Source organism: Streptomyces sp. NPDC051987, from assembly GCF_040680735.1.
Lineage (GTDB): Bacteria > Actinomycetota > Actinomycetes > Streptomycetales > Streptomycetaceae > Streptomyces.
Window position 1 is genome coordinate 59,810 of sequence record NZ_JBFAXI010000014.1, and the last position, 25,406, is coordinate 85,215.

Sequence of the window (25,406 nt, forward strand, 5' to 3'; positions counted from 1 at the left end):
CACGCCGGCGCGGGTGAGTTCGGCGGCCATGGCCTCGATGCGGGAGGCCTTGTGGGCGCCCTACTCCCCCGGCCGCTACCTCTGGTTCCACCGCGACCTGCCCGCCGAGGTCCCCGTGCCCTTCCCGCTCGACGTCGTCCACCGGGACGACCACCTCGTCGTCGTCGACAAGCCGCACTTCCTCGCCACCACCCCGCGCGGCAGTCACGTCACCGAGACCGCGCTGGCCCGGCTCCGGCGGGAGCTGGGGATTCCCTCGCTCGGGGCCGCGCACCGGCTGGACCGGCTCACCGCCGGCCTCGTGCTGTTCACCGTGCGGCCCGAGGAACGCGGGGCCTACCAGACGCTGTTCCGCGAGCGGCGGGTGCGCAAGCAGTACGAGGCGATCGCCCCGTACGACCCCTCGCTCGCCGTTCCCCGGACCGTGCGCAGTCGGATCCTGAAGGAGCGCGGGGTGCTCGCGGCCCGGGAGGTCGACGGGGAACCCAACGCGCAGACGCTGGTCGAACTCGTCGGGCGCAGAGGGGACCTGGGGTGCTACCGGCTCACCCCGCACACCGGGCAGACCCATCAACTACGGGTCCACATGAGCGCGTTGGGTGTGCCGATCCTCGGGGATCCGCTGTATCCGGTGGTGACCGGCCCCGTGCCGGACGGTGACTTCCGGCGGCCGCTGCAACTGCTGGCGCGGAGCCTGGAGTTCACCGATCCGGTGACGGGGGTGGCGCACCGGCTGCGCAGCGGGCGGACGCTGCGGGCCTGGGAGTCGTACGACGACTGGGCCGGTCGGCGCAGCCGTTAACGGCCCAGCCACCAGCGGCGCAGCCGGGGCCAGATGCCGCGCGGCGCGGCCGCTTCGAAGGCGGGCACGGCCGGCGGCGCGACCGGAGGGGGCGCGGGGGCGGGGGCGGGGACCGGTTCCGGTGCTGCCGGACGGGTGGTGCCGAGCTGCCATTCGGTGCGCTGCGGGGGCACGAGGGCCGGGCTCGGCATCAGGGTGACGTCCTGCTTCGGCTTGGGGTCGAAGCGCACCGGCAGTTCCACCAGGTGCCGGGAGGCGATCGAGGCGCGCCAGCGCAGCTCGTCCTCCTCGCAGTCGAGCTGGATGTCGGAGAGCCGGGTCAGCAGCTGGTCGACGCCGACGTCGGCGATGGCCCGGCCGATGTCCTGGCCGGGGCACTCGTGCGGGCCGCCGCCGAAGGCCAGGTGGGAGCGGTTGCCCTGCATGTTGGCGCTCAGGTCGGGGCGGACACGCGGGTCGACGTTGCCCGGCGCGGGCGCGTAGAGCAGTCCGTCGCCCTTGCGGATGCGCTGGCCGCCGAGTTCGGTGTCCTGCTTGGCGAAGTAGGCGAAGACGGTGCTGAACGGCGGTTCGTCCCACAGGGACTGCTCGATCGCCTCGGGCACGGTCATCTGGCCGCCGTTGAGCTGGGCGCGGAAGCCGGGCTCGGTGAGGACCATGCGGAGGGCGTTGGCGAGGAGGTTGGCGGTGGTCTCGTAGGCGGCGATGAGGACGACCCGCAGGTGCTGGGCGACCTCGTCGTCGTTGAGCCCGGCCGGGTGGTTGATGAGGTGGCTGGTGAAGTCGTCATCGGAGCGGGCCCGGCGCCGGGCGGTGAGCCGCGTCAGGCAGCCCATGACGTACTCGTTGCTGGCGATCGCGGTCTCGGTGCCCTTGAGCATGTCGCGGGCGGCCTCCACGATCCGGTCGTTGTACTCCTCGGGCATGCCGAGCAGTTCGCACATGACGGCCATCGGCAGGTGCTCGGAGTACTGGGAGACCAGTTCGGCGCGGCCCTTCTCGCAGAACTCGTTGACCAGCAGCTGGGTGTAGCGGCCGATGAGGCGGCGGATGCTGCGGTGGTCGATGGTCGTCATGGCGCCCTGGACCGCCGCCCGCAGCCGCAGGTGTTCCTCGCCCTCGGCGTGCGAGCAGATGGGCTGCCAGGCGATGTGCGGCATGAGGGGGTGGTCGGGTTTGACCATGCCCTCGCGCAGCGGGGTCCAGATCCGGCTGTCCCGGGTGAAGACGGCGGGAGTGCGGACCATCTGCAGATTCTCGGTGAGCCCGAGGACCACCCAGATCGGCACGTCGTCGTGGAGCAGCACGGGCGCCACGGAGCCGTGCTCCTCGCGCAGCTTCTCGTACAGGTCGCCCAGGTGGTCCGCCTCGGCGCCGTAGAGCCGTTGCAGTCCGCCGGGGCCGCGGTGGTGCGCCGGGCAGCCGGGCGGCGGGACCGGCTCGGTGCCGGCGCCGGCCGGGAAGGGGGATTCAGGCGTCACAGTGATCGCTCCGAAGAGGTCGGAAGAAGGGGGAGTCAGGTGAGCGCGCCGGACATGGCGAGCGAGTGCAGGAAGCGCATCAGGGTCATCAGGACGTCACGGCTGGAGGCCCGGCGGCGGGCGTCGCACTCCACGATGGGCACGTCGGACGGCAGGTCCAGCGCGACGCGCAGTTCCTCGATGGGGTAACGGGGCGCGTCGGGGAAGGAGTTGACGGCGACGACGAACGGCACCCCGCGTTCCTCCAGGCGTCCCATGACGTCGAAGCTGACCTCCAGGCGCCGGGTGTCGATGAGGACGACCGCGCCGAGGGCGCCTTCGAACAGGCCGTTCCACAGGAACCAGAAGCGTTCCTGGCCGGGGGTGCCGAAGAGGTAGAGGACCAGCTGGTCGGTGATGCTGATGCGGCCGAAGTCCATGGCCACGGTGGTGGCCGTCTTGGTGTCGGAGCCGTAGTTGTCGTCGACGCCGATGCCCGCCTGGGTCATGGTCTCCTCGGTGGTCAGCGGTCTGATCTCGCTGACGGAACCGACCATGGTGGTCTTGCCGACCCCGAAGCCGCCCACGATCACGATCTTCACCGCGGCCTGGGCGGTGTGCGGCAGATGATCCTCGGTGCGGGGGCCGGGGATCGTCTCAGAGCTTTTGAAGTCCATGCATCACCGCTTCGAGAAGTGAACGGTCGGGGAGCGCCTGGCGGACGATCGGGGCGCGCGCCTGCACCAGTTCGGCCGTGATCAGCTCGGTGATCAGCGCCGTCATCGCGCTGAACGGCAGGTTGAGGTAGGCCGAGAGCTCGGCCACGGACAGGGGGGCGAGACAGAGCCGGAGCAGCGCCGCCTGCTCGGGGGTGACGGAAGGCGGTGGGGCGGCGCGCGCCACGATCAGGGTGACCAGGTCGAGTTCGGCGCGGGCGCCGTCGGCACCACTGATGACGTAGAGCCGTTCGGGGTTCCTGGTGTCGCCGTCCTCGCCGCCGTTCTCGGGGGTCGGCGGCATGGACGGGGGCGGTGCGAGTTCCGGCTTGGGCCGGCGCCGTTTGCGTTGCGGAGGAGTCATACGGTCTGCCCGTTCCGCCGAGGCGGACTGGTGAGGTGGGCGCCGATGCGGACGACGAGGTCGCGCATCATCTCGCTCATCCGGCCCGGTTCGCAGGTGACGTCGGCCAACACGGCGAGGTAGGCGTTGGCACCGGCGGACATCAGGTAGAAGTAGCCTCTGTCGATCTCGATCAGGACGAGGTTCATGTCGCCGTTGCTGATGGGGAGTTCCTGGGCGACGGCACCGGCCAGGCTCTGCACGCCCGCGCAGGCCGCGGCGAGCCGGTCGGCGGCGTCGGGGTCGCCGCCGTGCCGGGCGATGCGCAGGCCGTCGGCGGAGAGCACGACGATCATCTCGACGCCCGGTACACCGTCGGCGAGTTGCTTGAGCATCCAGTCGAAGTTGCCTCGCTGCTGGATCACTTGAGGTCCCCCTCGTCGTCGGCTTCGGCGCCGGCCGGATCGTTGATCAGGTGCAGGTACTTGGTGGGGTTCCGGGTGAAGTCGGTGGGGTGGACACCCGGGTTGTTCTTCTTGAGCCCCTCCCAGAAGGCCTCGACCCAGAGGCCGGGTTCGCGGCGCTCCGGCTCCGGCTTCTCGGGCTCGGGTTCCTTGTGCTGCGACCAGATGGTCGGGGTGCCCTCGCGTTCGGCGCGCTCGATGGCGGCCTGTTCGGCGATCCGCTGGCTGAGCGGGGTCTTCATCCGGCTGCGCCGCTGCGGCAGCCCGCCCGCCGTCCATTCGGTGACCTCGGGGACGTCGTCCTCCATGGAGATCCCGGCGGGGATGCGGGGGCTGGTGGGCCGGCGTCGCTTGGGCGGGCGCTTGGGGCCTTCGAGGGCGCCGAGTTCGGGCTGGGGGATGCCGGTGGCGCCGATGCCGTGGGCGATGCCGGGGGCGGGGTCCGTGGTCATCATGTCGCTGGGCACGATGAGGACGGCCCGGACGCCGCCGTACGCGGAGGGGCGCAGCGAGACGTCCATGTTGTACGTCTTGCACAGACGGCCCACGACCGAGAGGCCGAGGCGCGGGTTCTCGCCGAGGACCTGGATGTCCTTGCCCTGCTTGGCCTTCTCCAGCAGGCCCTCCAGGCGGTCCCGGGCCTCCTCGTTGAGGGTGACGCCGGCGTCCTCGATCTCGATGCACACGCCCGACTGCACCTCGACGGCGGTGACGTGCACCTTGGTGGAGGGCGGCGAGTAGCGGGTGGCGTTGTCGAGGAGTTCGGCGGCGGCGTGGATGACCGGCTCGACGGAGGTGCCCTTGATGTTGACCTGGCAGATGGAGTGCAGCTCGATGCGCCGGTACTCCAGGATCCGGGACATGGCGCCGCGCAGCACGCTGTAGAGGGCGACGGGGTTGGGCCACTGGCGGCCGGGGCGGCCGCCGCCGAGCACGGAGACCGAGTCGGCGAGGCGCCCGATCAGCGCCGTGCCGTGGTCGATGCGCAGCAGGTCGTCGAAGACCTCGGGGTTGCGACCGTGGTCCTCCTCCATCTCCCGCAGTTCGTGGGCCTGCTGGTGGACGATGGCCTGGACACGCCGGGCGACGCTGACGAACGAGCGCTCCAGGGAGTCGCGCTGCAGGTCTTCCTCGTCGATGATGTCGAGCATGACGCGGATCAGCCGGCGCTGCGACTCGGGGGCCTGGCGCATCCGCGGATCGAGGTCGAAGAGCTGGCGGACCACCTCTTTGGGTGACTCGCCGGCCTTGAGCCGGTAGAGCGCGGTCGGGAAGACCTCCCGGCCGAGGCGGTCGATCTCCTCCTCGTGCGCGTTGAGGGTCCGCTCCAGATACGCACGGTGACGGTCGTGCTCGGCGCGGGCGACGTCGAGCCGGCGGCCGCGGCGCACCGCCTCCGCCGCCGTCGCGAGCACCAGCAGCATGCCGACGGTCCCGCAGACGCCGACGGCGACCCGGGCGGGCTCCGCCACCAGGACGACGGCGGCGGCGGTTGCCGCGGCCATCAGTATGGCGGGCAGCAACAGCACGCGCGCCGGGGAGAGTTCACGGCCATTGGGAGGCGATTGCACACTCACCATGTATGCCTTCTGAGACGAATCGGCTGGGTGTCGGGGGAGCTCGTGGGGGGAAGGTTCATGGAGCAGTCGGATCTTCCGTACATTTGGGAACAAGCGCACGAATTCACCTCAACTCGGTGCGCTGCGGGCGAGCTTAATCCGACCGGATCATCGCCGTGTCATATTCGGCAAGCACCGGAAACCGCCCGAAGGACTGGAGTACCCTCGGTCGTTTTACACGCAGGGCACCCATTCGAACACCGAACGTCACGGCGTACATCCGTACGGTGCCACTCGCCGTGACGGGTGAAAAATGACCGCCCGAGCGAACCTCGGCCGCCCCGCGCGGGACCCCTCAGATCCCGACGATCCGCAGCGCCGCCTCGGCCGTGGCGCGGGCGAACTCCTGGGCGGGGCGCTCCGGTTCGGACCGGTGGACCAGGATGACACCCTCGATCAGCCCGAAGACGAGATCGGTCCGCAGCTCCAGCTCACCCTTGGCCAGCGCGCTGCCGGCCGCCGTGGCGGCGATCAACTGACGGTAGGAGTCCTTGAGTTCGGCGCGCACGGCGCGGAAGCCCGCGAACCGGTCGGTGTGCACCTCGGGCAGCAGGTAGAGCGCGCCCAGGTTGTGCGGCCCGGCGCACAGCAGCTCCACGTCGGCCCGGCACAGGATCCGCAGCCGTTCCTCGGCCGGGGTCACCCCGTCCGCGAGGAGCTCGCGCGCACAGGCCAGCGACGGCGTGACGGTGGACTCCAGGAGCTCGGCGAGGAGTTCCTCCTTGCCGGAGACGTAGTGGTACATCGACGCCTGCCGCATGCCCGCCCGCTCGGCGACGGCCCGGGTGGTGGTGGCCGCGTAGCCGCGGGTGGTGAACAACTCGGCCGCGGCGGCGAGCAGTTCGGCCCGCGGCTCAAGGCCGCTGTCCGGTCGCTGCGCGGCCCGCGGCCGGCCGACCCGGCGGCCACTGCTCGTCCCCATGCGTTCGATCCTCGCACACGCCGCCGCACGGCGATCACGCCGACGCCCCGGACGCCGGGCCGCCGCCCCCGGTGAGCCCTCGGTAACCGGGCCGGAACGTCACGGCAACGCCGTCGACCCGACCCGCCCCTAATTTCTGTCGAGCGACAGAAATAACCCCACAGCCGAAGGATCCGGAGGTCAGCGATGGCGACAGCGACCACGTACGGAGCCCGGGCACACGCCCGCGCCCAGGAGGGCACCCGCGCCGAGGCCATGCCCGTGGTGCCGGCCGCCGACTGGCCGGACCCGCCCTGCGAGGCCGGTCACCTGGTGTGGGCCGAGACGGTGGCCGGCGGCAACTACACGCACCGCGTCCTGGCCCGCGGCACCGAGCTGCGCCTGACCGACCTGTCCGGCGACGCCTGCGCCCACCTCCTGCTGTACGCCGCCGACCGCCCCTGGGAACGGCTGAACGTCGCCGACACGGTCAAGGTCCAGTGGAACGCCTACCTCGGCGAGGGCGTGCTGCTCCTGTCCGACCAGGGCCGGGTGCTGGCCTCCGTCGTCGCCGACACCTCCGGCCGCCACGACGCCCTGTGCGGCACCTCCACCCTGGTGCGGAACACCGGGCGGTACGGCGACGGCACCCCGCAGTCCTCCTCCCCCGCCGGCCGCGAGCTGTTCAAGCTGGCGGCGGCCAAGAACGGCCTGGAACCGCGCGACCTGCCGCCGTCCCTGTCGTTCTTCCAGGGCGTGCGGGTGCGCGACGACGGCACGCTGGACTTCACCGGCTCGGCCGGCCCCGGCGGCAGCGTCACGCTCCGCACCGAGCAGGACGTGACCGTCCTGCTCGCGAACGTCCCGCACCCGGCCGACCCGCGCCCCGAGTACGTCAGCACCCCGCTGGAGGTGCTCGCCTGGCGGGCCGCCCCCACCTCGCCCGGCGACCCGCTCTGGGACGCCACCCCCGAGGGCCGCCGCGCCTTCCTCAACACGTCCGAATTCCTCGCCGCCAGGGGGCTCGCGTGACCACGAGCACGAAGACCAGCACGAGCACGAAGACGAACACGAGCACGCGCACGAGCACGGAGACCGTCGTCCCGGCCCGCGCCGCCTGGTCCGCCGTGATCCGGACGGGCGAGACCCTCACCATCACCGACCTGCACGGCAACCAGGCCGTCGACTTCCTCGTCTACGACGCCCACGACACGTCGGTGCGCTACAGCGCGCCCGACACCGTCCACGCCCAGGGCTCCCTCTTCCTGACCACCGGCAGCGTGCTGCTCTCCAACGAGCACACCCCGCTGATGACCGTGACCGCCGACGAGGTCGGCCGGCACGACACGGTCGGCGGCGCCTGCTCCAAGGAGTCCAACACCCTGCGCTACGGCCACCACACCTGGTCCCAGCACGCCTGCGTGGACAACTTCCTCGCTGAGGGCGCCCGGCACGGCCTGGGCAAGCGCGACCTGGTCTCCAACATCAACTGGTACATGAACGTGCCCGTCGAGCAGGACGGCACCCTCGGCATCGTCGACGGCCTCTCGGCCCCCGGCCGGAAGCTGACCCTGCGCGCCGAACGCGACGTCCTGGTCCTGGTCTCCAACTGCCCGCAGATCAACAACCCCTGCAACGGCTTCGACCCGACGGCCGTGCGGATGACGATCACCGGAGCCGCAGGATGACCTCGTTCGAGAAGCTGCTGGTCGCCAACCGGGGCGAGATAGCCGTCCGCATCATCCGCACCGCCCGCGAACTCGGCCTGCGCACGGTCGCCGTCTACTCCGACCCCGACCGCTCGGCGCCGCACGTACGCCTCGCCGACGAGGCGGTGCGGCTCGGCCCGGCCCCGGCGAAGGAGTCGTACCTCGACGCCGACCTGGTCCTGAAGGCCGCCAAGGACACCGGCGCGGGCGCCGTCCACCCCGGCTACGGCTTCCTGTCCGAGGACGCCGCCTTCGCCCGGCGCTGCGAGGAGGCCGGGATCGTCTTCGTCGGCCCGACGCCGGAGCAGCTGGAGCTGTTCGGCGCGAAGCACACCGCGCGGGCGGCGGCGGAGGCCGCCGGGGTGCTGCTGGCCCCGGGCACCGGGCTCCTGGCCGATCTGGGCGAGGCCCTGACCGCGGCCTCGGCCATCGGCTACCCCGTGATGCTCAAGGCGACCGGCGGTGGCGGCGGTATCGGCATGTCGGCTTGTCGGTCCGCCGATGAACTGACCGACGCCTGGGACCGGGTGCAGCGGGTCGCCGCCGCCTCCTTCGCCTCCGCCGGGGTCTTCCTGGAACGCCTGGTCGAGCACGCCCGCCATGTCGAGGTCCAGGTCTTCGGCGACGGCGCCGGCCGGGTCGTCACCTTCGGCGACCGGGACTGCTCCCTCCAGCGCCGCAACCAGAAGGTGGTCGAGGAGGCACCCGCGCCCGGCCTGCCCGCAACGGTCCGCGCCCGGCTCGCCGGCGCCGCCCGCGACCTGTGCGCCTCGGTCGGCTACCGCTCGGCCGGGACGGTCGAGTTCGTGTACGACGCGGCCCGTGAGGAGGCCTACTTCCTGGAGGTCAACACCCGCCTCCAGGTGGAGCACCCGGTCACCGAGGAGATCTACGGCGTCGACCTGGTCGCCTGGATGCTGCGGCTCGCGCGCGGCGAGACCGACGTCGTCCGCGACCCGGGCGCACCGCGCGGCCACGCCGTCGAGGCCCGCGTCTACGCCGAGGACCCCTCCCGCGGCCACCGGCCCAGCGCGGGTCTGCTGACCCGGGTGGAGTTCCCCGCGGGGGTGCGCGTCGACGGCTGGGTGGAGACCGGCACCGAGGTGACGACGTCGTACGACCCGATGCTCGCCAAGGTGATCGCCCACGGCCCCGACCGCGCGGCGGCGCTGCGCCGGCTGGACGAGGCGCTGACCGCCGCCCGCGTCGACGGCATCGAGACCAACCTCGGCCTGGTGCGCGCGGCGCTCGCCGACCCCGCGTTCCGCGCCGCCACCCACTCGACCGCGACCCTCGCCGAGGTCACCGACCCCACTCCCCGGATCGAGGTCGTCGCGGCCGGCACGCTCACCACGGTGCAGGACTGGCCGGGCCGCACCGGTTACTGGCAGGTCGGCGTCCCGCCGAGCGGTCCGATGGACGACCGCTCCTTCCGCCTCGGCAACCTCGCCCTCGGCAACCCGGCGGGCGCGCCCGGCCTGGAATGCACCCTCCAGGGGCCGGCCCTGCGCTTCACCCACCCCACCACCGTCTGCGTGACCGGCGCACCGGCCCCCGTGACGGTCGACGGCGCCCCGGTCGCCCAGTGGGAGCCGGTGACGGTCCCGGCGGGCGGCCTGCTGGAGATCGGCGCCCCCGCCGAGCACGGCCTGCGCACCTATGTCCTGGTCGCCGGCGGCGGTCTCGACGTCCCCGCCTTCCTGGGCAGCGCGAGCACCTTCACGCTGGGCCGGTTCGGCGGCCACGGCGGCCGGGCGCTGCGCACGGGCGACGTCCTGCACGGCGGGGCCGTGACCGACGGCGCGCCCGTCGCCGACCGGCCGCGCTTCACCGGCGAGTGGCGTCTCGCGGCGGTCGAGGGCCCGCACGCGGCCCCGGAGTTCTTCACCGAGGACGACATCCGGGACTTCTACGCGGCCGAGTGGAAGGTGCACTTCAACTCGGCGCGCACCGGGGTCCGCCTGGTCGGCCCCAAGCCGCGCTGGGCGCGCACCGACGGCGGCGAGGCGGGCCTGCACCCGTCCAACATCCACGACACCCCGTACTCGGTCGGCGCCGTCGACTACACCGGTGACATGCCGGTGCTGCTCGGCCCCGACGGCCCCTCCCTGGGCGGCTTCGTCTGCCCGGCGACGGTGCTGAGCGGCGAGCGCTGGAAGCTCGGCCAGCTCCGCCCCGGCGACACGGTCCGCTTCGCTCCGGTCGACGTCACGGGCGCGCCCCGGCCCGAGATCGTCGACGGCGGTGTCCTCGCCCGGGACGGCGACGTGACCTACCGGCGCAGCGGCGACGACAACCTGCTGGTGGAGTTCGGCCCCATGCAACTTGACCTCGCCCTGCGGATGCGGGTGCACGCGCTGATGGAGGCGGTGACGGCGGCGGAGCTGCCCGGGGTCACCGATCTGACGCCGGGCATCCGCTCGCTGCAGATCCAGACCGATCCGAGCCGCCTCGCCCAGGCCGAACTTCTTCGCAGGGTGCGGGAGATCGTGCCGCAACTGCCGGCCACCGACGAACTGGTCGTCCCCTCCCGCACGGTCCACCTCCCCCTCTCCTGGGACGACCCGGCCACCCGGGAGGCGATCGCCCGCTACATGGCGGGCGTCCGTGACGACGCGCCCTGGTGCCCGTGGAACATCGAGTTCATCCGCCGGATCAACGGCCTGGACACGGTCGAGGACGTCTACCGCACGGTCTTCGACGCCGAGTACCTGGTCCTCGGCCTCGGCGACGTATACCTGGGCGCCCCGGTCGCCACCCCGCTCGACCCGCGGCACCGTCTGGTCACCACGAAGTACAACCCGGCCCGGACCTGGACCGCCGAGAACTCCGTCGGCATCGGCGGCGCGTACCTGTGCGTCTACGGCATGGAAGGGCCGGGCGGCTACCAGTTCGTGGGCCGTACGACCCAGGTCTGGTCGGGCTGGCAGCAGCGCGGCGCGTTCCAGCCGGGGATGCCGTGGCTGCTGCGCTTCTTCGACCGGATCAGGTGGTACCCGGTGTCCGCGGACGAACTCCTGGAGCTGCGCGCCGACATCACCTCCGGCCGGTTCGTGCCGCGCATCGAGGAGGGCACCTTCTCCCTCGCGTCCTACCAGGAATTCCTCGCCGAACACGCCGACTCCATCGGGGAGTTCAGGGCCCGCCAGCAGAAGGCCTTCGCCGCGGAGCGGGACGCCTGGGAGGCGGCGGGCGAGTTCGCGCGGGCCGAGGCGGCCACGGTGCCCGCCGCCCGGCCCGCCGAGGTGGCGGTGCCGCCGGGCGGCCGGCTGATCGAGGCCGAGTTCGCGGCCTCGGTATGGCAGCTGAACGTGGCGCCGGGGGACGAGGTGACCAGCGGGCAGCCCCTGCTCGCGCTGGAGGCGATGAAGATGGAGTCCAGGGTGCACGCGCCGATGACCGGTGTCGTCACGGAGATCCTGGCCCGGCCCGGCGACCAGGTGGAGGCGGGCACGGCCCTGCTCGTCCTGGCACCGGCCCGGAACTGACCCCGAGGAGCACAACCATGTCCAGCACCGTCTCCCGTGTCCGTGCCGCCTACGAGCGCGTCGAGGCCGTCGACCGGCCCGAGATCTGGATCGACCTGCGCCCCCGGGAGGAGGCCGAGGCGGAGGCCCGCGCGATCGACGAGCGGGTGGCGGCGGGGGAACACCTGCCGCTCGCGGGCCGCCTGCTCGCCGCCAAGGGCAACATCGACGTGCACGGGCTGCCCACGACGGCGGGCTGCCCGGCGTACGCGTACGCACCGCAGGCCGACGCCCCCGTGGTGGCCCGGCTGCGGGCGGCCGGCGCGCTCGTCCTCGGCACCACCAACCTGGACCAGTTCGCGACCGGCCTGGTGGGCACCCGCTCCCCGTACGGTCCGGTCCGCAACGCCGTCGACCCCACCAGGATCAGCGGCGGCTCCAGCTCCGGCTCCGCCGTGGCCGTGGCCCTCGGCATCGTCGACCTCGCGCTGGGCACGGACACCGCGGGCTCGGGCCGGGTCCCGGCCGCCTTCAACGGCATCGTGGGCCTGAAACCGACCCGCGGCCTGGTCCCGACGGCCGGTGTGGTCCCGGCCTGCGCGTCCCTGGACTGCGTGACCGTGTTCGCCCGCACCCTCCCGGAGGCGGAGCAGGCCCTCGCCCACATGGCGGCCCCGCCGGGCCGCGCGCTCCCGCCGCTCCCCCAGCGGCTTCCCGGCCCCTGGCGCATCGCCGTCCCGCCCCGCGACCAGCTCGGCGAGCTGGACGCGGGGTGGGCACAGGCGTACGAGGAGGCGGTGCACCGTCTGGCCGCCGCCGGAGCCCTCATTCGCCCGGTCGACCTGACCCCCTTCACCGAGGCGGCCGCGATGCTCTACGAGGGCGCGTTCGTGGCCGAGCGCTACACAGCCGTGGGTTCCTTTGTCGACAAGGCGATCTCCTCCGGGGGCGAGGGCCTGGACCCCACGGTCGCCGGCATCATCACCCGCGCCCGGGACATCCCGGCGCACCGGCTCTTCGCCGACCAGGAGCGGCTGGCGGAGCTGCGCACCCGTGCCCTGGCCGGACTCGGCGACGCGGACGCCCTGCTGCTGCCCACGGCTCCGGGCCACCCCACCCTCGCCGAGGTCGCGGCCGACCCGCTGGGCGCCAACGCCCGCCTGGGCCGATTCACCAACTCCACCAACCTCTTCGACCTGGCGGCGGTGGCTGTCCCGGCGGGTGAGGTGGACGGCCTGCCCTTCGGGGTGATGCTGATCGGCCCGGCGTTCACCGACGGCCGCCTGGCCGCCGTCGCCCGCACCCTGGAACCGCGGGTGCGCCTGGCGGTGGTCGGCGCCCACCTGACGGGCCAGCCGCTCAATCCCCAGCTCCTGGCGCTCGGGGCGGTACGGGAGCGCACGACGACGACGGCTCCGGTCTACCGCCTCCACGCGCTGACGACCACGCCGCCCAAGCCCGGCCTGGTGCACGTGGGAGCGGGCGGCGCGGCGATCGAGACGGAGGTCTGGAACCTGCCGGCCGAGGGACTGGGCCGGCTGCTGAGCGCGCTCCCCCGCCCCATGACCCTGGGCCGGGTGGAACTGGCCGACGGCACCGGCGTCCCGGGCTTCCTGTGCGAGCCGGGCGCGACGGCGGGTGCCGAGGACATCACCCGGCACGGCGGCTGGCGCGCCTTCCTGGCGTCGCGCTGACACCCGCGGGGACCCGGAAAAACCAGTGGAGCGGCGCCGCCGGGCGCCGCTACCGTGCTGCCCGCCCCAGTCGTCGGACGAAGGACGTGCCGTTGTACACCGTGTGAGACCTCCCAAGCGCTGATCGGTCGCGCGCCGCACCTGTGCGCCGCGCCTCTTCCTGCTGCGGATCTCTCACTGGAACCGGTGTACTTCTGTGCTCACCACCTGGGCGGTCATGCCCACCTGCCTGCCGCTTGTCGTCCGCCGTTGCCACACCTGCGGGTCGGAACGCTTCCGGGCGAGCGGCAGGTTCCGCGTCAACGCCCATCACAAACTCATCGACGCCTGGCTGCTCGTGCTCTGTACCGGATGCGGGCAGACGGCGAAACTCACCCTCCTGGAGCGGGCGAACGTGCGCTCCGTACCCCCCGGTCTGCTGGACCGGCTGCACGACAACGACCTCGCTCTGACGGCCGAGTTGCTGCAGGACCCCGCGGTACTGCGCCGCAACCGCGTCGCCCTCGACTGGCGTGGCGCCTGGCGGCTCGACACCGGCGGCTCGGATCACCTGGGCCGCGCGGTGATCGACGTCTCGGTCCGGTTCGGGGCGCGGGTCCCGGTCCGGCCGGTGCGGCTGATCGCCGAGGGCTGCGGTCTGTCGCGGGCCGAGGTCGAGCGGCTGGTCACGGAGGGGAAGGTGATCTCGGCGGTCCGGCTGGAGAGCAGGCTCTCCGGCGACTTCGCCTTCACGCGTCTGCGCTGACCCCGCACGACGAAGGGCCTGTCCGGCGGGAATCGCCGGACAGGCCCCACGCGCTCGCTCCCGTCAGCCCACCGACGAGTAGGCCACGACTCCCCGCAGCACCAGGTCGACCGCCTTGCGCGCGGTCTTCGCCACCGTGGAGCCCTCCACCGGGGCCGCGGCCGAGATCTGCCCCAGCACGTCGATGACCTGCTTGCACCACCGGACGAAGTCGCCGGCGGGCATCTCCGCCTCCCGCAGCACCTCGTCGAGCCCCATGCCCGAGGCCCACATGTACACGGCCCAGGCGAAACCGAGATCCGGTTCCCGCTGCCCGACGCCCTCGGTCTGGGTGATGCGGAACTCCTCTTCGAGGGCGTCCAGCCGCCCCCAGATCCGCACCATCTCGCCGAGCGCGGCCTTCGCCTTCCCGGAGGGCAGCTTGGGTGCCATCGCGTCGTCTCCGACCCGGGCCTCGTACACCAGCGCCGAGACGCAGGCGGCGAGTTCGGCGGGGCCGAGACCCTCCCAGACGCCCGCCCGAAGGCATTCGCTGGCGAGCAGGTCGAGTTCGCCGTAGAGCCGGGCCAGCCGTTTGCCGTGTTCGGTGACCTCGTCGCCGCGCAGGTAGTCCAGCTCGGTCAGGAGCGCCACGATCCGGTCGAAGGTCCGGGCGATGGTGTTGGTCCGCCCCTCGATGCGCCGCTCCAGCTGGGAGGTGTCCCGGATCAGCCGCTGGTAGCGCTCGGCCCAACGGGCGTGGTCCTCACGGTCGTTGCAGCCGTGGCAGGGGTGCGCGCGGATCGCGGTGCGCAGCCGCGCGATCTCCCGGTCGTCGGCCGCCTGCGACCGCTTCTTGCGGGCCCGCTCCGGCGGGATGTGCCCGGCCTTGGTGCGCAGCGCGGAGGCGAGGTCCCGACGGGACTGCGGGGAGCGCGGGTTGAAGGACTTCGGGATCCGCATCCGCTCCAGCGCCTCGACCGGCACCGGGAAGTCTATGGAGGCGAGCCGCTTGACCTGCCGCTCGGCGGTCAGCACCAGCGGGCGGGGCCCGTCGTGCTGCTCGAAGCCGCGGTGGCCGTTGGACCGGCCGGCGGGCAGTCCGGGGTCCAGCACCAGGGCCAGTCCGGCGTACTTGCCGGTGGGCACGTGGATGACGTCACCGGGCTTGAGTTTCTCCAGGGCGACGGCCGCCTCGGCGCGCCGCTGGGCGGCGCCCTGCCGGGACAGTTCGGTCTCCCGGTCCTTCAGCTCACGCCGCAGCCGCGCGTACTCCTCGAAGTCGCCGAGGTGGCAGGTCATGGACTCCTTGTAACCGGCGAGCCCTTCCTCGTTGCGCTGGACCTGACGGGAGATGCCGACGACCGACTTGTCGGCCTGGAACTGCGCGAACGACGTCTCCAGCAGCTCCCGCGAGCGGTGCCGCCCGAACTGCTCGACCAGGTTGACCGCCATGTTGTACGACGGCTTGAAGCTGGACCGCAGCGGATAGGTGCGGGTGCCGGCGAGCCCGGCGAGGTGCTCGGGGCTCATGCCGCGCTGCCACAGCACCACCGCGTGGCCCTCGACGTCGATGCCCCGCCGGCCGGCACGGCCCGTCAGCTGGGTGTACTCGCCGGGGGTGATGTCGGCGTGCTGCTCGCCGTTCCACTTGACGAGTTTCTCCAACACCACGGAGCGCGCGGGCATGTTGATGCCGAGCGCGAGGGTCTCGGTGGCGAACACGGCCTTGACCAGGCCGCGGACGAACAACTCCTCGACGACCTCCTTGAAGGTCGGGAGCATGCCGGCGTGGTGGGCGGCGATGCCGCGCTCCAGGCCTTCGAGCCACTCGTAGTAGCCGAGGACGTGCAGGTCCTCCCGCGGGATGGACGAGGTCCGCTCCTCGACGAGGGCGCGCACCTGTTCGCGCGCCTCGTCGTCGTTGAGCCTGAGGCCCGCGTACAGGCACTGCTGGACGGCGGCCTCGCAGGCGGCGCGGCTGAAGATGAAGGTGATGGCGGGCAGCAGGCCCTCGTTGTCGAGCCGTTCGATGACCTCGGGGCGGCCCGGTGTCCACACCCGGGACCGCTGCCGGCGCTCCCGCTCCCGGTCGGCCTCGCGCATGGCGCGGCCGCGTCTGCGGTCCTGGTACGACGGACGCTGTGCCTCCATGCGGGCCAGCCGGGCCAGGTCGGGGTTGACGGCCTTCTTGTGGCCCTCCCCCTCCTCGAACAGGTCGTACATCCGGCGCCCGGCGAGCACGTGCTGGAACAGCGGGACGGGCCGGTGCTCGGAGACGATGACCTCCGTGTCGCCGCGGACGGTGTCGAGCCAGTCGCCGAACTCCTCGGCGTTGGAGACGGTCGCCGACAGGGAGACCAGGGTCACGGACTCCGGGAGGTGGATGATCACCTCTTCCCAGACGGCGCCGCGGAAGCGGTCGGAGAGGTAGTGCACCTCGTCCATGACCACGTAGCCGAGGCCGATGAGGGTCTGGGAGCCCGCGTACAGCATGTTCCGCAGGACCTCGGTGGTCATGACGACCACGGCGGCGTCGGGGTTGATGCTGTTGTCACCGGTGAGGAGGCCGACCATGCCGTCGCCGTAGCGGCGGCAGAGGTCGGCGTACTTCTGGTTCGACAGCGCCTTGATGGGTGTCGTGTAGAAGCACTTCTTGCCCTGCATGAGGGCGAGGTGGACGGCGAACTCGCCCACGATCGTCTTGCCCGAGCCGGTGGGGGCGGCCACCAGTACGCCCTTTCCGGCTTCGAGTGCCTGGCAGGCCTCGATCTGGAAGGGGTCGAGGCCGAAGTCGTACATCTCGCGGAACGACGCGAGCGCGGTGGCCTGCTCGGCGGCCCGCCTGCGGGCCGCCGCATACCGCTCGGCCGGTGAGAGATCCTCTGTCATCGTGCTTTCGAGCGTACCGGTCCCCACTGACAACAGGACGATCATTATGCGGAAGACGGGACGGCGGAGAACGAAGAGGTGCCCGCGTCGTGGGACGCGGGCACCTGCGAGCCGGTGACGGGGCCGGTCAGGTCACGTCGTCGTAGCCGTTGACGCGCTCCGGAGCCTCGGGCAGCGCGCGGCTCGCGGAGACGGTCTCGACCTCGCCGATGTCCTCGGGGGTGAGGTCGAGGTGGGAGGCCTCGTCGTCGTCGAGGCCGTCGTCGTCGCGGCGGCGCCTGCGCCGGTCGTTGAGGAGGGAGAAGGCGACCGCGCCGAAGTAGAGCACCCAGATGGGCCCGGCGAGGGCCAGCATGGAGAGCGGGTCGGTGCTCGGGGTGGCCACGGCCGCGAAGATCGTGATGCCGAGGATCATCGCCCGCCACCAGCCGAGCATCCGCTTGCCGGAGATGATGCCGGTGAGGTTGAGCATCACCAGGAGCAGCGGCAGCTCGAAGGAGAGACCGAAGACGATCACCATGCGCGTGACCAGCTGCAGCAGGTCGTCGAGCGGCAGCAGGTTGCTCACGCCGTGCGGGGTGAAGCCGATGAGGACCTTCGCGGTGGTCGGCAGGACCTTGTACGCGAAGAAGGCACCGGCGAAGAAGAGCGGGACGCCGGTCCCGACGAACGCGTAGGCGTACTTCTTCTCGTGCTTGTGCAGACCAGGGGCGACGAAGGCCCACAGCTGGTACAGCCAGACCGGCGAGGCGAAGACCACACCTGCCATCAGGGACACCTGGAGAGCGAGCGTGAAGGGCGCGAGCAGACCGTTGATGGTGATCTGGGCGCACTGCTCGTCACCGGTGGTCTTGTTCATCTCCGAGAAGGTGTGCGCGCAACCGACCGATTCGAGGATCGGCTTGGTGAGGAAGTCGATGATGTTGTTGTAGAAGAAGGCGGCGACCACCGTGATGACGATGATGGCCAGCATGGCCTTCGCGAGCCGGTTGCGGAGCTCACGAAGGTGATCCGCGAGAGGCATCCGCCCCTCGGGATCCTTCTCCTGTTTGCGGGCAGACTTTGGCAACCCACGTCCTCATCTCGTGCGGCGGGCCGGGGCTTACCGGCCCTGCGTCAGCGCTGGGTGGTGTCCGAAGGCTCGTTGACCGGGCGGGAGCTGGTCACGTCGCCGGGGGACGCCTGGATGGTGCGCTGGGCCTGGGGCTGCTCGCCGGAGGCGGGTGCCTGGGAGGTGCTGCTGCCCTCTTCCTTCATCGCCTTGGCCTCGCTCTTGAGGATGCGCGCGGACTTGCCGAGCGAGCGGGCCATGTCCGGAAGCTTCTTCGCGCCGAACAGCAGGATGACGACGACAAGGATGAGAATGATCTCGGGGGCTCCGAGCCTTCCGAACATAAGTCTTTACCTTCTCACCGAGGCGGCTGGGTGGGGTGCTGTCCGATCCGTCGGACACGCGTCCGAGTGATCGTGCTCTCAGCGATCGTAACGCTCAGGGGTAAACGTGAGGCAATCCCCGTGCGTACTCCCGGTCCGCGGAACGGGCCTCGTTCTCCGTGCCGCGTGCAGCAGCGTACCCGCCCCTACGGGCGCCGTCACAGGGCGAAGTGACACAAACCGCTTACGGCCTCCTGCTCACACCCCTCGCACAGCGGGGGTCACAGCGTGTCGACAGCACGAGCGGTGCTGACGGCCGCCCGCTCCAGGTCCTCGGCGGCCCGGTTGATCCGCCGAGCCGAGTCCGCGACCTGCGCTCCCAGCCGACGTGCCTCCAGGAAGACCCGGAAGGCGAGCACGCCGAGCACGGCGAGACCCACGAAACCCACAGCTACCGCGACCATCGCCCAGACCATGGGGCCGAGCCTAGACGGTGGGGTGCAGCCGCAGTGTCCTGACCCCGCCGCCGGTGAGCAGTTCGACGATCCGCTCGCCGGCGGGCTTGCGGACGGCGGCCCCGCAGTCGGGGCAGGTGAACGAGTAGAACGTCGTCTTGCTGGTGGCCCCGATGGCCAGCCGCAGGGCGCTCGCGGTGAGCTCGAAGCTGCCCCGGCAGTCCGGGCAGCCGGCCCTGAAGACCACGGGGACCACTCTCCTCATCCCGGCGAAGGCGGCCGCGACCGTCATCTCCCGCGCGCCCGCGCCACCGGAACCCGAAGACTCGCCCGGAATCCCCGAAGACTCGTTCAAAGCCCCTGCCCTTCCTCATCGCCGTGCCCTACGCGGTCGTACGCGGCCAGTGCCTCGCGGGCCGCCCGGCGGGCGCTGTCGGCCAGCTCGGGCGGTGACACGATCCGGCCGTCGCCGCCGAGCCTGAGCGCCAGCCGGCGCAGGGAGGCCGGATCGGGGGTGCGCAGGGTAATACGCAGCCCGCCGTCGGGAAGCTCATCCGCGCTGTCGTGCGGGTAGTACTCGGCGACCCAGCGGCCGGCCGGACCGACCTCGACGACCACCTCCGGGTCCTCCGCGGCCGGCTGCACCAGGGCCTCGGAGAGGTCGCGCAGCTCGATCTCGGGGGGCGCGGACGGCTCGTCGAGGATCCTGATCTCGGCCACCCGGTCGAGCCGGAAGGTGCGCCGCGCCTCGGAGCGGCGGCACCAGGCCTCCACGTAGGTGTGGCCGACGCTGACCAGGCGGATGGGGTCGATCTCGCGCTCGGTGACCTCGTCACGGGCGGGCGAGTAGTAGCGGATCCACAGCCGGCGGCGCTCGGCGATCGCCCGGTCGACGTCGGCGAAGACACCGCCCTCGGACTCGAAGGTGACCGACAGCCGGGCGCTGGCGTCGCCCGCCTCGCCCGCGGCGGTCTCCACCTTGGCGGTGGCCCGCAGCAGCGCCTGCCGGTCGCCCTCGCGCAGGCCGGGCAGGGTGGCCACCGCGCGGGCGGCGACCAGGAGCGCGGTCGCCTCGTCCGCGGCGAGCCGGAGCGGTTCGGCGGCCTCCTCGCCCAGCGCGGCCGCGTTGTGCCACCAGATCCGCTCGCCGTCGGTGTCGATGTCCAGCAGATCCCCGCCCCGGAAGCTGGTGCCGCACATGGGCAGCACGTCGAGGTCGGAGACCAGCTCGTCCTCGGTGATGCCGAAGGCGCGCGCCACGTCCGCGATCCGGGCGCCGGGGCGCTCGCGCAGATAGGTCACCAGGGAGAGCATCCGCCGGGTCTGGTCGATGGCGTTCACGGGCCTGACCGGTTTGCCTGCCACTGCCTTGCTCCGCTCCCCCTCAGCCCTTGGCCACGGCACGCAGCCGGTCCATGACGTCCGCCCGCAGCTCGGCCGGCTCCAGCACGACCACGTCCGGCCCGAACTCCACCAGCCAGGCGTCCAGCCCGTGCCCGTACGGAATCTCCAACTCGTCCCACCCGTCGCCGAGTTCCCGCACCGCCGTGGCCTTCGCCCGCAGCGGGTACCCGGACCCCGAGCGCAGCCGGATCAGCGCGGACCGGTCGGCGACCTCCCCGGCCCAGCTCGCCACGGTCTCCCGGACGGTGACGACGTCCGGGACCGGCGCGGTGAAGGCGCCGCCCCGGGAGCGGACCTTCCCGGTGATCCGGGACAGCCGGAACACCCGCTCGGCACCCCGGTCGCGGTCGAAGCCGGCCAGGTACCAGTGGCCGCGCCAGCACTCCAGGGCCCAGGGCTCCACGTTCCGGGTCTCGGGGTGGGCGGCGGTGGCCTTGCGGTAGTCGAAGAGGACCGGGCGGCGGTCCCGGCAGGCCAGCATCAGCGGCTCGAACGCGGCCTCGTGCACGGGGATCCGCGGCTCCAGGGCGCCATGGGCCTCGTACGGGTCGACGTCCTCGGGCAGGCCCGCCGCGCGCAGCTTCTGCAGGGCGCCGCTGGCGGCGCCGGCGAGCCGGGCCTGCTGCCAGACCTTGGCGGCCAGGCCGAGGGCGGCGGCCTCCTCGGCGTCCAGGGTGATGGGTGGCAGGCGGTTGCTGTCGCGGCGGGCGAGGTAGCCGACCTCGCCGTCCAGGTTCTCGACGGTCTCGATCACCAGTCCGAGTTCACGGAGATCGTCCTTGTCCCGCTCGAACATCCGGTTGAAGGAGTCGTCCGACCCGGCTTCCAGGTAGGCCTCAATGGATTCCCGCAGCTCACGCTTGCTGAGCGGCCGCCGAGTCCCCAGCAGGCACAGCGCCAGGTTCATCAGCCGCTCGGCCTTGGCAATGGCCATCGACGCCCTTCGCCTTCCCTATGGTGCTCCTGACCGATGACCGTACCGCTCCGGAGTGTCACGGCAAAAGCCAGTACAAACAACAGGCACCGAAACGGACACCACCTGACAAACACCGAGGGCCCGCGCGCACGGCACGAGCCCTCGGCCGGCCGTCTCCCGGCCCGGTCCGGCCGGTGCCCGGGGGCGTCGGCCGGGCCCCGCGGTTCAGACCGCGATCAGGTCCACGACGAAGATCAGCGTCTCGCCGGGCTGGATCGCCGGCGTCGGGCTCTGGTTGCCATAGGCCAGGTGGGCCGGGATGGTCAGCTGGCGCCGGCCGCCGACCTTCATGCCCTGCACGCCCTGGTCCCAGCCCTTGATGACCCGGCCGCCGCCCAGCGGGAAGCGGAACGGCGCACCCCGGTTCCAGCTGGCGTCGAACTCCTCGCCGGTGCTGAACGCGACACCCACGTAGTGCACGGTGACGGTCTGGCCCGCCTGCGCCACCTCGCCGTCGCCCTCCCAGATGTCCTTGATCTCCAGGTCGGCCGGGGGCTCGCCCTCGGGGAAGTCGATCTCGGGCTTGTCGATGCTCACGTCTTAGGCTCCTGCTTGTGTAACGACACGGAACCCCGACAGTCTTTCATCCCCGACCCGGTGCCGCCCGCGCCACTACATCGCCGCGAGAATGTCCACCGAGAAGACCAGCGTCGACCCCTTCTGCACCACACCACCGCTCGGCGGGTTGTTCCCGTAGGCCAGGTCCGGCGGCGTGACCACCAGGATCCGGCTGCCCACCTTCTTGCCGGTGATCCCCTGCGCCAGCCCCTTGAGGGCCTCCTGCATCTGCGCGACCGAGAACTGCGCCAGCCGCCCGCTCTCATACGTCTGCTCGAAGACCTTGCCGCTCTCCCAGACCTCGCCCTTGAACTGGCACAGGATGGTCTGCGCCGCCTGCACCTCGGGGCCGTCCCCCTCCAGCACGTAGTTCGACACCAGCTTCTTCGGCGGGTCCGCCTTCGGGATGTCGATCGACGGGGCCTTGCCGTCCGTGTTCGTCCCGACCTTCGGCAGCGCGGCGTCGCTCTGCGCGACCTCCTTGCCCGTGCTGGAGCTCTTCGAGTTGAACGTGTTCAGCACGTCCACCACGAACACCAGCGTGTCCGTGCCCTTGATCCCCGCCTGCGCGTTGCCCGAACTGCCGTACCCCCAGGTCGGCGGCACGGCCATCAGCACGCGGCTGCCGGCCTTCTTCCCCGCCAGCCCATACCGCCAGCCGTCGATGATGCTGCCCGCGGCGAGCTGCATCAGCAGCGGCGTACGGTCGTACGACTGGTCGAAGACCTTCGCCGTGGACCAGATCTGCCCCAGGTAGTTGGCCTGGATGAAGTCGTTCTCCGCGACCGTCTTCCCGCTGCCCGCGATCACCGTGCGGACCGCCAGGTCCTTCGACGGGTCCCCGCTGCCCTTGGCCACCGTCGGCTTCTCGTCGAACTTCGTGCCCGCCGTGATCGCCGGCAACGGCCCGTCCACGATCTTCGGCGGCGGCACCGAGGCGGAGGCCGACGGCGAGGCACTGGCCTTGCTGGAGGAGGACGAGTTGTCACCACACCCGGCCAGCGTGACCAGTCCCGCGGGAACAGCGGCAAGGAGAAGAGAGCGTCGGCGCACGGAAGAGCCTCGTAATCGGTCGATCTTGCGGATGGCGTGCGCGCAACTCTACGTCGTGCGAAGGGCGCCGTACGGAAAACGTACGGCGCCCGTGTGGCGTAGTGTGCCGATCGCTCACATACCGGCGATGAGCTTCTCCACCCGGTCGTCGACCGAACGGAACGGATCCTTGCACAACACCGTGCGCTGCGCCTGGTCGTTGAGCTTCAGATGCACCCAGTCGACCGTGAAGTCCCGGCGCTGCTCCTGGGCCCGCCGGATGAAATCACCGCGCAGCCGCGCCCGAGTCGTCTGCGGCGGCACCGACTTGCCCTCGAAGATCTTCAAGTCATTGCAGATCCGCGCGGCTTGCCCCTTCTTCTCCAGCAGGTAATACAGACCCCGACGACGGTGAATGTCGTGATAAGCGAGGTCTATCTGCGCCACCCGCGGATGAGACATGGTCATGTTGTGCTTGGCCCGGTACCGCTCGATGAGCTTGTACTTCATCACCCAGTCGATCTCGGTGCCGATCCGGTCCAGGTCCTCGGCCTCGATCGCGTCCAGCGTCCGGCCCCACAGCTCCAGCACCTGCTCGACCGTGCCGGTGCGGATACCGCGGCGCTCGCAGAAGTCCACCGCCTTCTCGTAGTACTCCCGCTGCACCTCCAGGGCCGAGGCCTCCCGGCCGCTGGCCAGGCGCACCTTGCGCCGGCCCGTGATGTCGTGGCTCACCTCACGGATCGCCCGGATCGGGTTCTCCAGGGTCAGGTCCCGCATCACCGTGCCCGCCTCGATCATGCGCAGCACCAGGTCGGTGGCACCGACCTTCAACAGCATCGTCGTCTCGGACATGTTCGAGTCGCCCACGATGACATGCAGCCGGCGGTACCGCTCGGCGTCCGCGTGCGGTTCGTCACGCGTGTTGATGATCGGCCGGGAACGTGTCGTCGCCGACGACACGCCCTCCCAGATGTGCTCCGCCCGCTGGCTCACGCAGTACACCGCACCGCGCGGCGTCTGCAGCACCTTGCCCGCGCCGCACAACAGCTGCCGGGTCACCAGGAACGGAATGAGAATGTCCGCGAGCCGGGAGAACTCCCCGTGCCGCGCCACCAGATAGTTCTCGTGGCAACCGTACGAGTTGCCCGCCGAGTCCGTGTTGTTCTTGAAAAGGTAGACGTCGCCCGCGATTCCTTCCTCATGCAGGCGTCGTTCGGCGTCCACCAACAGTCCTTCGAGAATGCGCTCGCCGGCCTTGTCGTGGGTGACCAGTTCGGTCACATTGTCGCACTCGGGTGTTGCGTATTCCGGGTGCGAGCCCACGTCGAGATAGAGCCGGGCGCCGTTGCGCAGAAAGACATTGCTGCTACGGCCCCATGACACGACACGGCGGAAGAGGTACCGCGCCACCTCGTCAGGCGACAGGCGGCGCTGTCCCCTGAACGTGCACGTGACGCCGTACTCGTTCTCCAGCCCGAAAATGCGGCGGTCCATGACTGAACATTACGCCCGATCCCCCGAGCTGAAACGGGGTTCGGCCGCACGATTTGGATCATTTTCCGAACCGCCGGCAACCACCGCACCCCCACCGGGAGCTGCGAGGACCCGCCCGGTGACCGCCAGGACCAGCAACGACACGGCCCCCGCCACCCCCGGCACCGCGAACCCCCACAACGCCCCGCCCGCCTCGACGACCGGCCCCGCCACGCCCGTTCCCACCGACGCACCCACGGTGAACGTCGTCACCAGCCAGGAGAACGCCTCGGTGACCGTACCCCCCGGCGCATGCCGGTCCACCAGCACGAACGCACACGCGATCGCCGGCGCCAGGAACACCCCCGCGAGCACCGTGAGCAGAACCATGGCCACCGCACCCGGCATCAGCATCAGCGGCAGATAACACACCGCCAGAAGAGCCACCAGCACCCGCAGTCGCCGCGCCGGCTCCCCCCTCCACCGCCGCGCCCCGTACACCGTGCCCCCCAGCAGCGCACCCAGCCCCAGCGCGGCCATCAGCCAGCCGTACACCACGTCACCGCCATGGCCGTCCGCATACGGCACCGACGCCACCGTGATGGAACCCAGCGCCATCCCCACGAACAGGAACGCCGCCAGCAACACCAGCAGCCCGGACGAGCGCAGCGCGCCCAGCCAGTGCGCCTCACGGGGCGCCGAACGCCACGCACGCGACGGCGGCGAGACCACCACCGACAGCGACCCCAGGACCCCCACCACGTTCACCACGACCAGCGCCACCTGCGCCGACCACAGCGACACACACAACGTCACCAGCAACGGCCCCACCGTGAACATGACTTCCTGCGCCACCGCGTCCATCGCGTACGCCGTGTGCACCCGGTCCTCCGCACCGAGGACACCCGGCCACAGGGCCCGCAGACCCCCCTCCAACGGCGGCGTGCACAGCCCGGCCACCGCCACGGCCACACAGGCGACCGGCAGCGGCCCGGTACCCGCGAACGCGAAGACGGCCATCGCCGCGGCCGACACCAGCGCCGCGGGCAGCTGCACCCGCGGCTGCCCGTACAGATCGACCAGCCGCCCCAGCACCGGCTGCCCCACGGCGTTCGCCACGCCGTACACCGCCGCCAGCGCCCCCGCGAGGCTGTAGGCACCGCCCTGCGCCCGCACGAACAGCACGATCGCCAGAGCCGCCGTCGCGTTCGGCAACCGGCCCACCAGCGTCCCCGCCAACAGCCGGGCCGCGTGCCTCGCCCTGAGGATCTCCAGGTACCCCGCGGCCATGCACCACCTCCACGTTTTACGTATAACCCCGTGGCCCATACGTACCATGT

General features: G+C 71.5%; 23 protein-coding genes. 6 read left to right on the plus strand and 17 right to left on the minus strand.

Annotated features, from left to right (window positions below; genetic code table 11):
- Positions 1-802, plus strand: an 802-nt coding sequence (locus tag AB0M11_RS10860; RefSeq protein ID WP_365703669.1) for an RluA family pseudouridine synthase, incomplete at its 5' end; no start/stop codon positions are given.
- Here AB0M11_RS10860 and AB0M11_RS10865 read toward each other — a convergent pair.
- The 6 genes from AB0M11_RS10865 to AB0M11_RS10890 form a co-directional block, all read right to left on the minus strand.
- Positions 799-2,283, minus strand: a complete 1,485-nt coding sequence (locus AB0M11_RS10865) for a cytochrome P450 (protein ID WP_365703671.1) — start codon at positions 2,281-2,283, stop codon at positions 799-801. The two genes, AB0M11_RS10860 and AB0M11_RS10865, sit on opposite strands and share 4 nt — an antisense overlap.
- Before the next feature lie 35 nt (positions 2,284-2,318).
- Complete coding sequence (locus AB0M11_RS10870; protein ID WP_365703673.1) at positions 2,319-2,939, minus strand: ATP/GTP-binding protein; 621 nt, start codon at positions 2,937-2,939, stop codon at positions 2,319-2,321.
- The gene (locus AB0M11_RS10875) at positions 2,920-3,342 is read right to left on the minus strand and encodes a DUF742 domain-containing protein (RefSeq protein ID WP_365703675.1); all 423 of its coding nucleotides are present in this window, start codon (positions 3,340-3,342) and stop codon (positions 2,920-2,922) included. Before AB0M11_RS10875 ends, AB0M11_RS10870 begins: the two co-directional genes overlap by 20 nt.
- Positions 3,339-3,746, minus strand: coding sequence for a roadblock/LC7 domain-containing protein (locus AB0M11_RS10880; protein ID WP_046726726.1), 408 nt, complete (start codon positions 3,744-3,746; stop codon positions 3,339-3,341). Before AB0M11_RS10880 ends, AB0M11_RS10875 begins: the two co-directional genes overlap by 4 nt.
- Positions 3,743-5,365 (minus strand): ATP-binding protein, encoded by a 1,623-nt coding sequence (locus AB0M11_RS10885; RefSeq protein WP_365703677.1) that lies wholly within the window; start codon positions 5,363-5,365, stop codon positions 3,743-3,745. The genes AB0M11_RS10880 and AB0M11_RS10885 overlap by 4 nt, the downstream gene beginning before the upstream one ends.
- Positions 5,366-5,699: 334 nt before the next feature.
- On the minus strand, positions 5,700-6,326 hold the full coding sequence (locus AB0M11_RS10890) for a helix-turn-helix domain-containing protein (RefSeq protein WP_365703679.1): 627 nt from the start codon (positions 6,324-6,326) through the stop codon (positions 5,700-5,702).
- Between the two features lie 186 nt (positions 6,327-6,512).
- Between AB0M11_RS10890 and AB0M11_RS10895 the strand changes: the two genes are divergently transcribed.
- The 5 genes from AB0M11_RS10895 to AB0M11_RS10915 all read left to right on the plus strand — a co-directional run bounded on the left by AB0M11_RS10895 (position 6,513) and on the right by AB0M11_RS10915 (position 13,920).
- Positions 6,513-7,337, plus strand: coding sequence for an urea amidolyase associated protein UAAP1 (locus tag AB0M11_RS10895; RefSeq protein WP_365703681.1), 825 nt, complete (start codon positions 6,513-6,515; stop codon positions 7,335-7,337).
- A complete protein-coding gene (locus AB0M11_RS10900; RefSeq protein ID WP_365703683.1) occupies positions 7,334-7,993 on the plus strand; it encodes an urea amidolyase associated protein UAAP2 in 660 nt (219 codons plus the stop codon). The genes AB0M11_RS10895 and AB0M11_RS10900 overlap by 4 nt, the downstream gene beginning before the upstream one ends.
- A complete protein-coding gene (locus tag AB0M11_RS10905) occupies positions 7,990-11,502 on the plus strand; it encodes a 5-oxoprolinase/urea amidolyase family protein (protein WP_365703685.1) in 3,513 nt (1,170 codons plus the stop codon). Before AB0M11_RS10900 ends, AB0M11_RS10905 begins: the two co-directional genes overlap by 4 nt.
- Positions 11,503-11,519: 17 nt before the next feature.
- Positions 11,520-13,175, plus strand: a complete 1,656-nt coding sequence (gene atzF / locus AB0M11_RS10910) for an allophanate hydrolase (protein WP_365703687.1) — start codon at positions 11,520-11,522, stop codon at positions 13,173-13,175.
- A gap of 196 nt (positions 13,176-13,371) precedes the next feature.
- A complete protein-coding gene (locus tag AB0M11_RS10915) occupies positions 13,372-13,920 on the plus strand; it encodes a DUF1062 domain-containing protein (protein WP_365703689.1) in 549 nt (182 codons plus the stop codon).
- 63 nt (positions 13,921-13,983) lie between these two features.
- On the opposite strand, the gene AB0M11_RS10920 is transcribed toward AB0M11_RS10915, so the two are convergent.
- The 11 genes from AB0M11_RS10920 to AB0M11_RS10970 form a co-directional block, all read right to left on the minus strand.
- Positions 13,984-16,836 (minus strand): DEAD/DEAH box helicase, encoded by a 2,853-nt coding sequence (locus AB0M11_RS10920; protein ID WP_365703691.1) that lies wholly within the window; start codon positions 16,834-16,836, stop codon positions 13,984-13,986.
- An 82-nt stretch (positions 16,837-16,918) separates the two neighbouring features.
- Positions 16,919-17,860, minus strand: coding sequence for a twin-arginine translocase subunit TatC (tatC, locus tag AB0M11_RS10925; protein ID WP_365703693.1), 942 nt, complete (start codon positions 17,858-17,860; stop codon positions 16,919-16,921).
- A 47-nt stretch (positions 17,861-17,907) separates the two neighbouring features.
- Complete coding sequence (gene tatA, locus AB0M11_RS10930; protein ID WP_365703695.1) at positions 17,908-18,186, minus strand: Sec-independent protein translocase subunit TatA; 279 nt, start codon at positions 18,184-18,186, stop codon at positions 17,908-17,910.
- 260 nt (positions 18,187-18,446) lie between these two features.
- On the minus strand, positions 18,447-18,641 hold the full coding sequence (locus tag AB0M11_RS10935) for a hypothetical protein (RefSeq protein WP_365703697.1): 195 nt from the start codon (positions 18,639-18,641) through the stop codon (positions 18,447-18,449).
- Positions 18,642-18,651: 10 nt separating this feature from the next.
- Complete coding sequence (locus AB0M11_RS10940; RefSeq protein ID WP_351490293.1) at positions 18,652-18,912, minus strand: hypothetical protein; 261 nt, start codon at positions 18,910-18,912, stop codon at positions 18,652-18,654.
- Positions 18,913-18,971: 59 nt separating this feature from the next.
- Entirely contained in the window at positions 18,972-19,985 is a 1,014-nt protein-coding gene (locus tag AB0M11_RS10945; RefSeq protein WP_365703699.1) for a WYL domain-containing protein, read from the minus strand.
- Between the two features lie 19 nt (positions 19,986-20,004).
- Positions 20,005-20,958, minus strand: coding sequence for a WYL domain-containing protein (locus AB0M11_RS10950; protein WP_365703701.1), 954 nt, complete (start codon positions 20,956-20,958; stop codon positions 20,005-20,007).
- 207 nt (positions 20,959-21,165) lie between these two features.
- Entirely contained in the window at positions 21,166-21,537 is a 372-nt protein-coding gene (locus AB0M11_RS10955) for an FKBP-type peptidyl-prolyl cis-trans isomerase (protein WP_181801150.1), read from the minus strand.
- Positions 21,538-21,612: 75 nt separating this feature from the next.
- A complete protein-coding gene (locus AB0M11_RS10960) occupies positions 21,613-22,611 on the minus strand; it encodes an FKBP-type peptidyl-prolyl cis-trans isomerase (RefSeq protein ID WP_365703703.1) in 999 nt (332 codons plus the stop codon).
- Positions 22,612-22,725: 114 nt separating this feature from the next.
- Positions 22,726-24,087, minus strand: coding sequence for a Pup--protein ligase (pafA, locus tag AB0M11_RS10965; protein WP_028801611.1), 1,362 nt, complete (start codon positions 24,085-24,087; stop codon positions 22,726-22,728).
- A 9-nt stretch (positions 24,088-24,096) separates the two neighbouring features.
- Positions 24,097-25,356 carry an MFS transporter gene (locus tag AB0M11_RS10970; protein ID WP_365703706.1) on the minus strand — a complete coding sequence of 420 codons (1,260 nt, stop codon included), beginning with the start codon at positions 25,354-25,356 and terminating at the stop codon, positions 24,097-24,099.
- Positions 25,357-25,406: the final 50 nt, after the last annotated feature.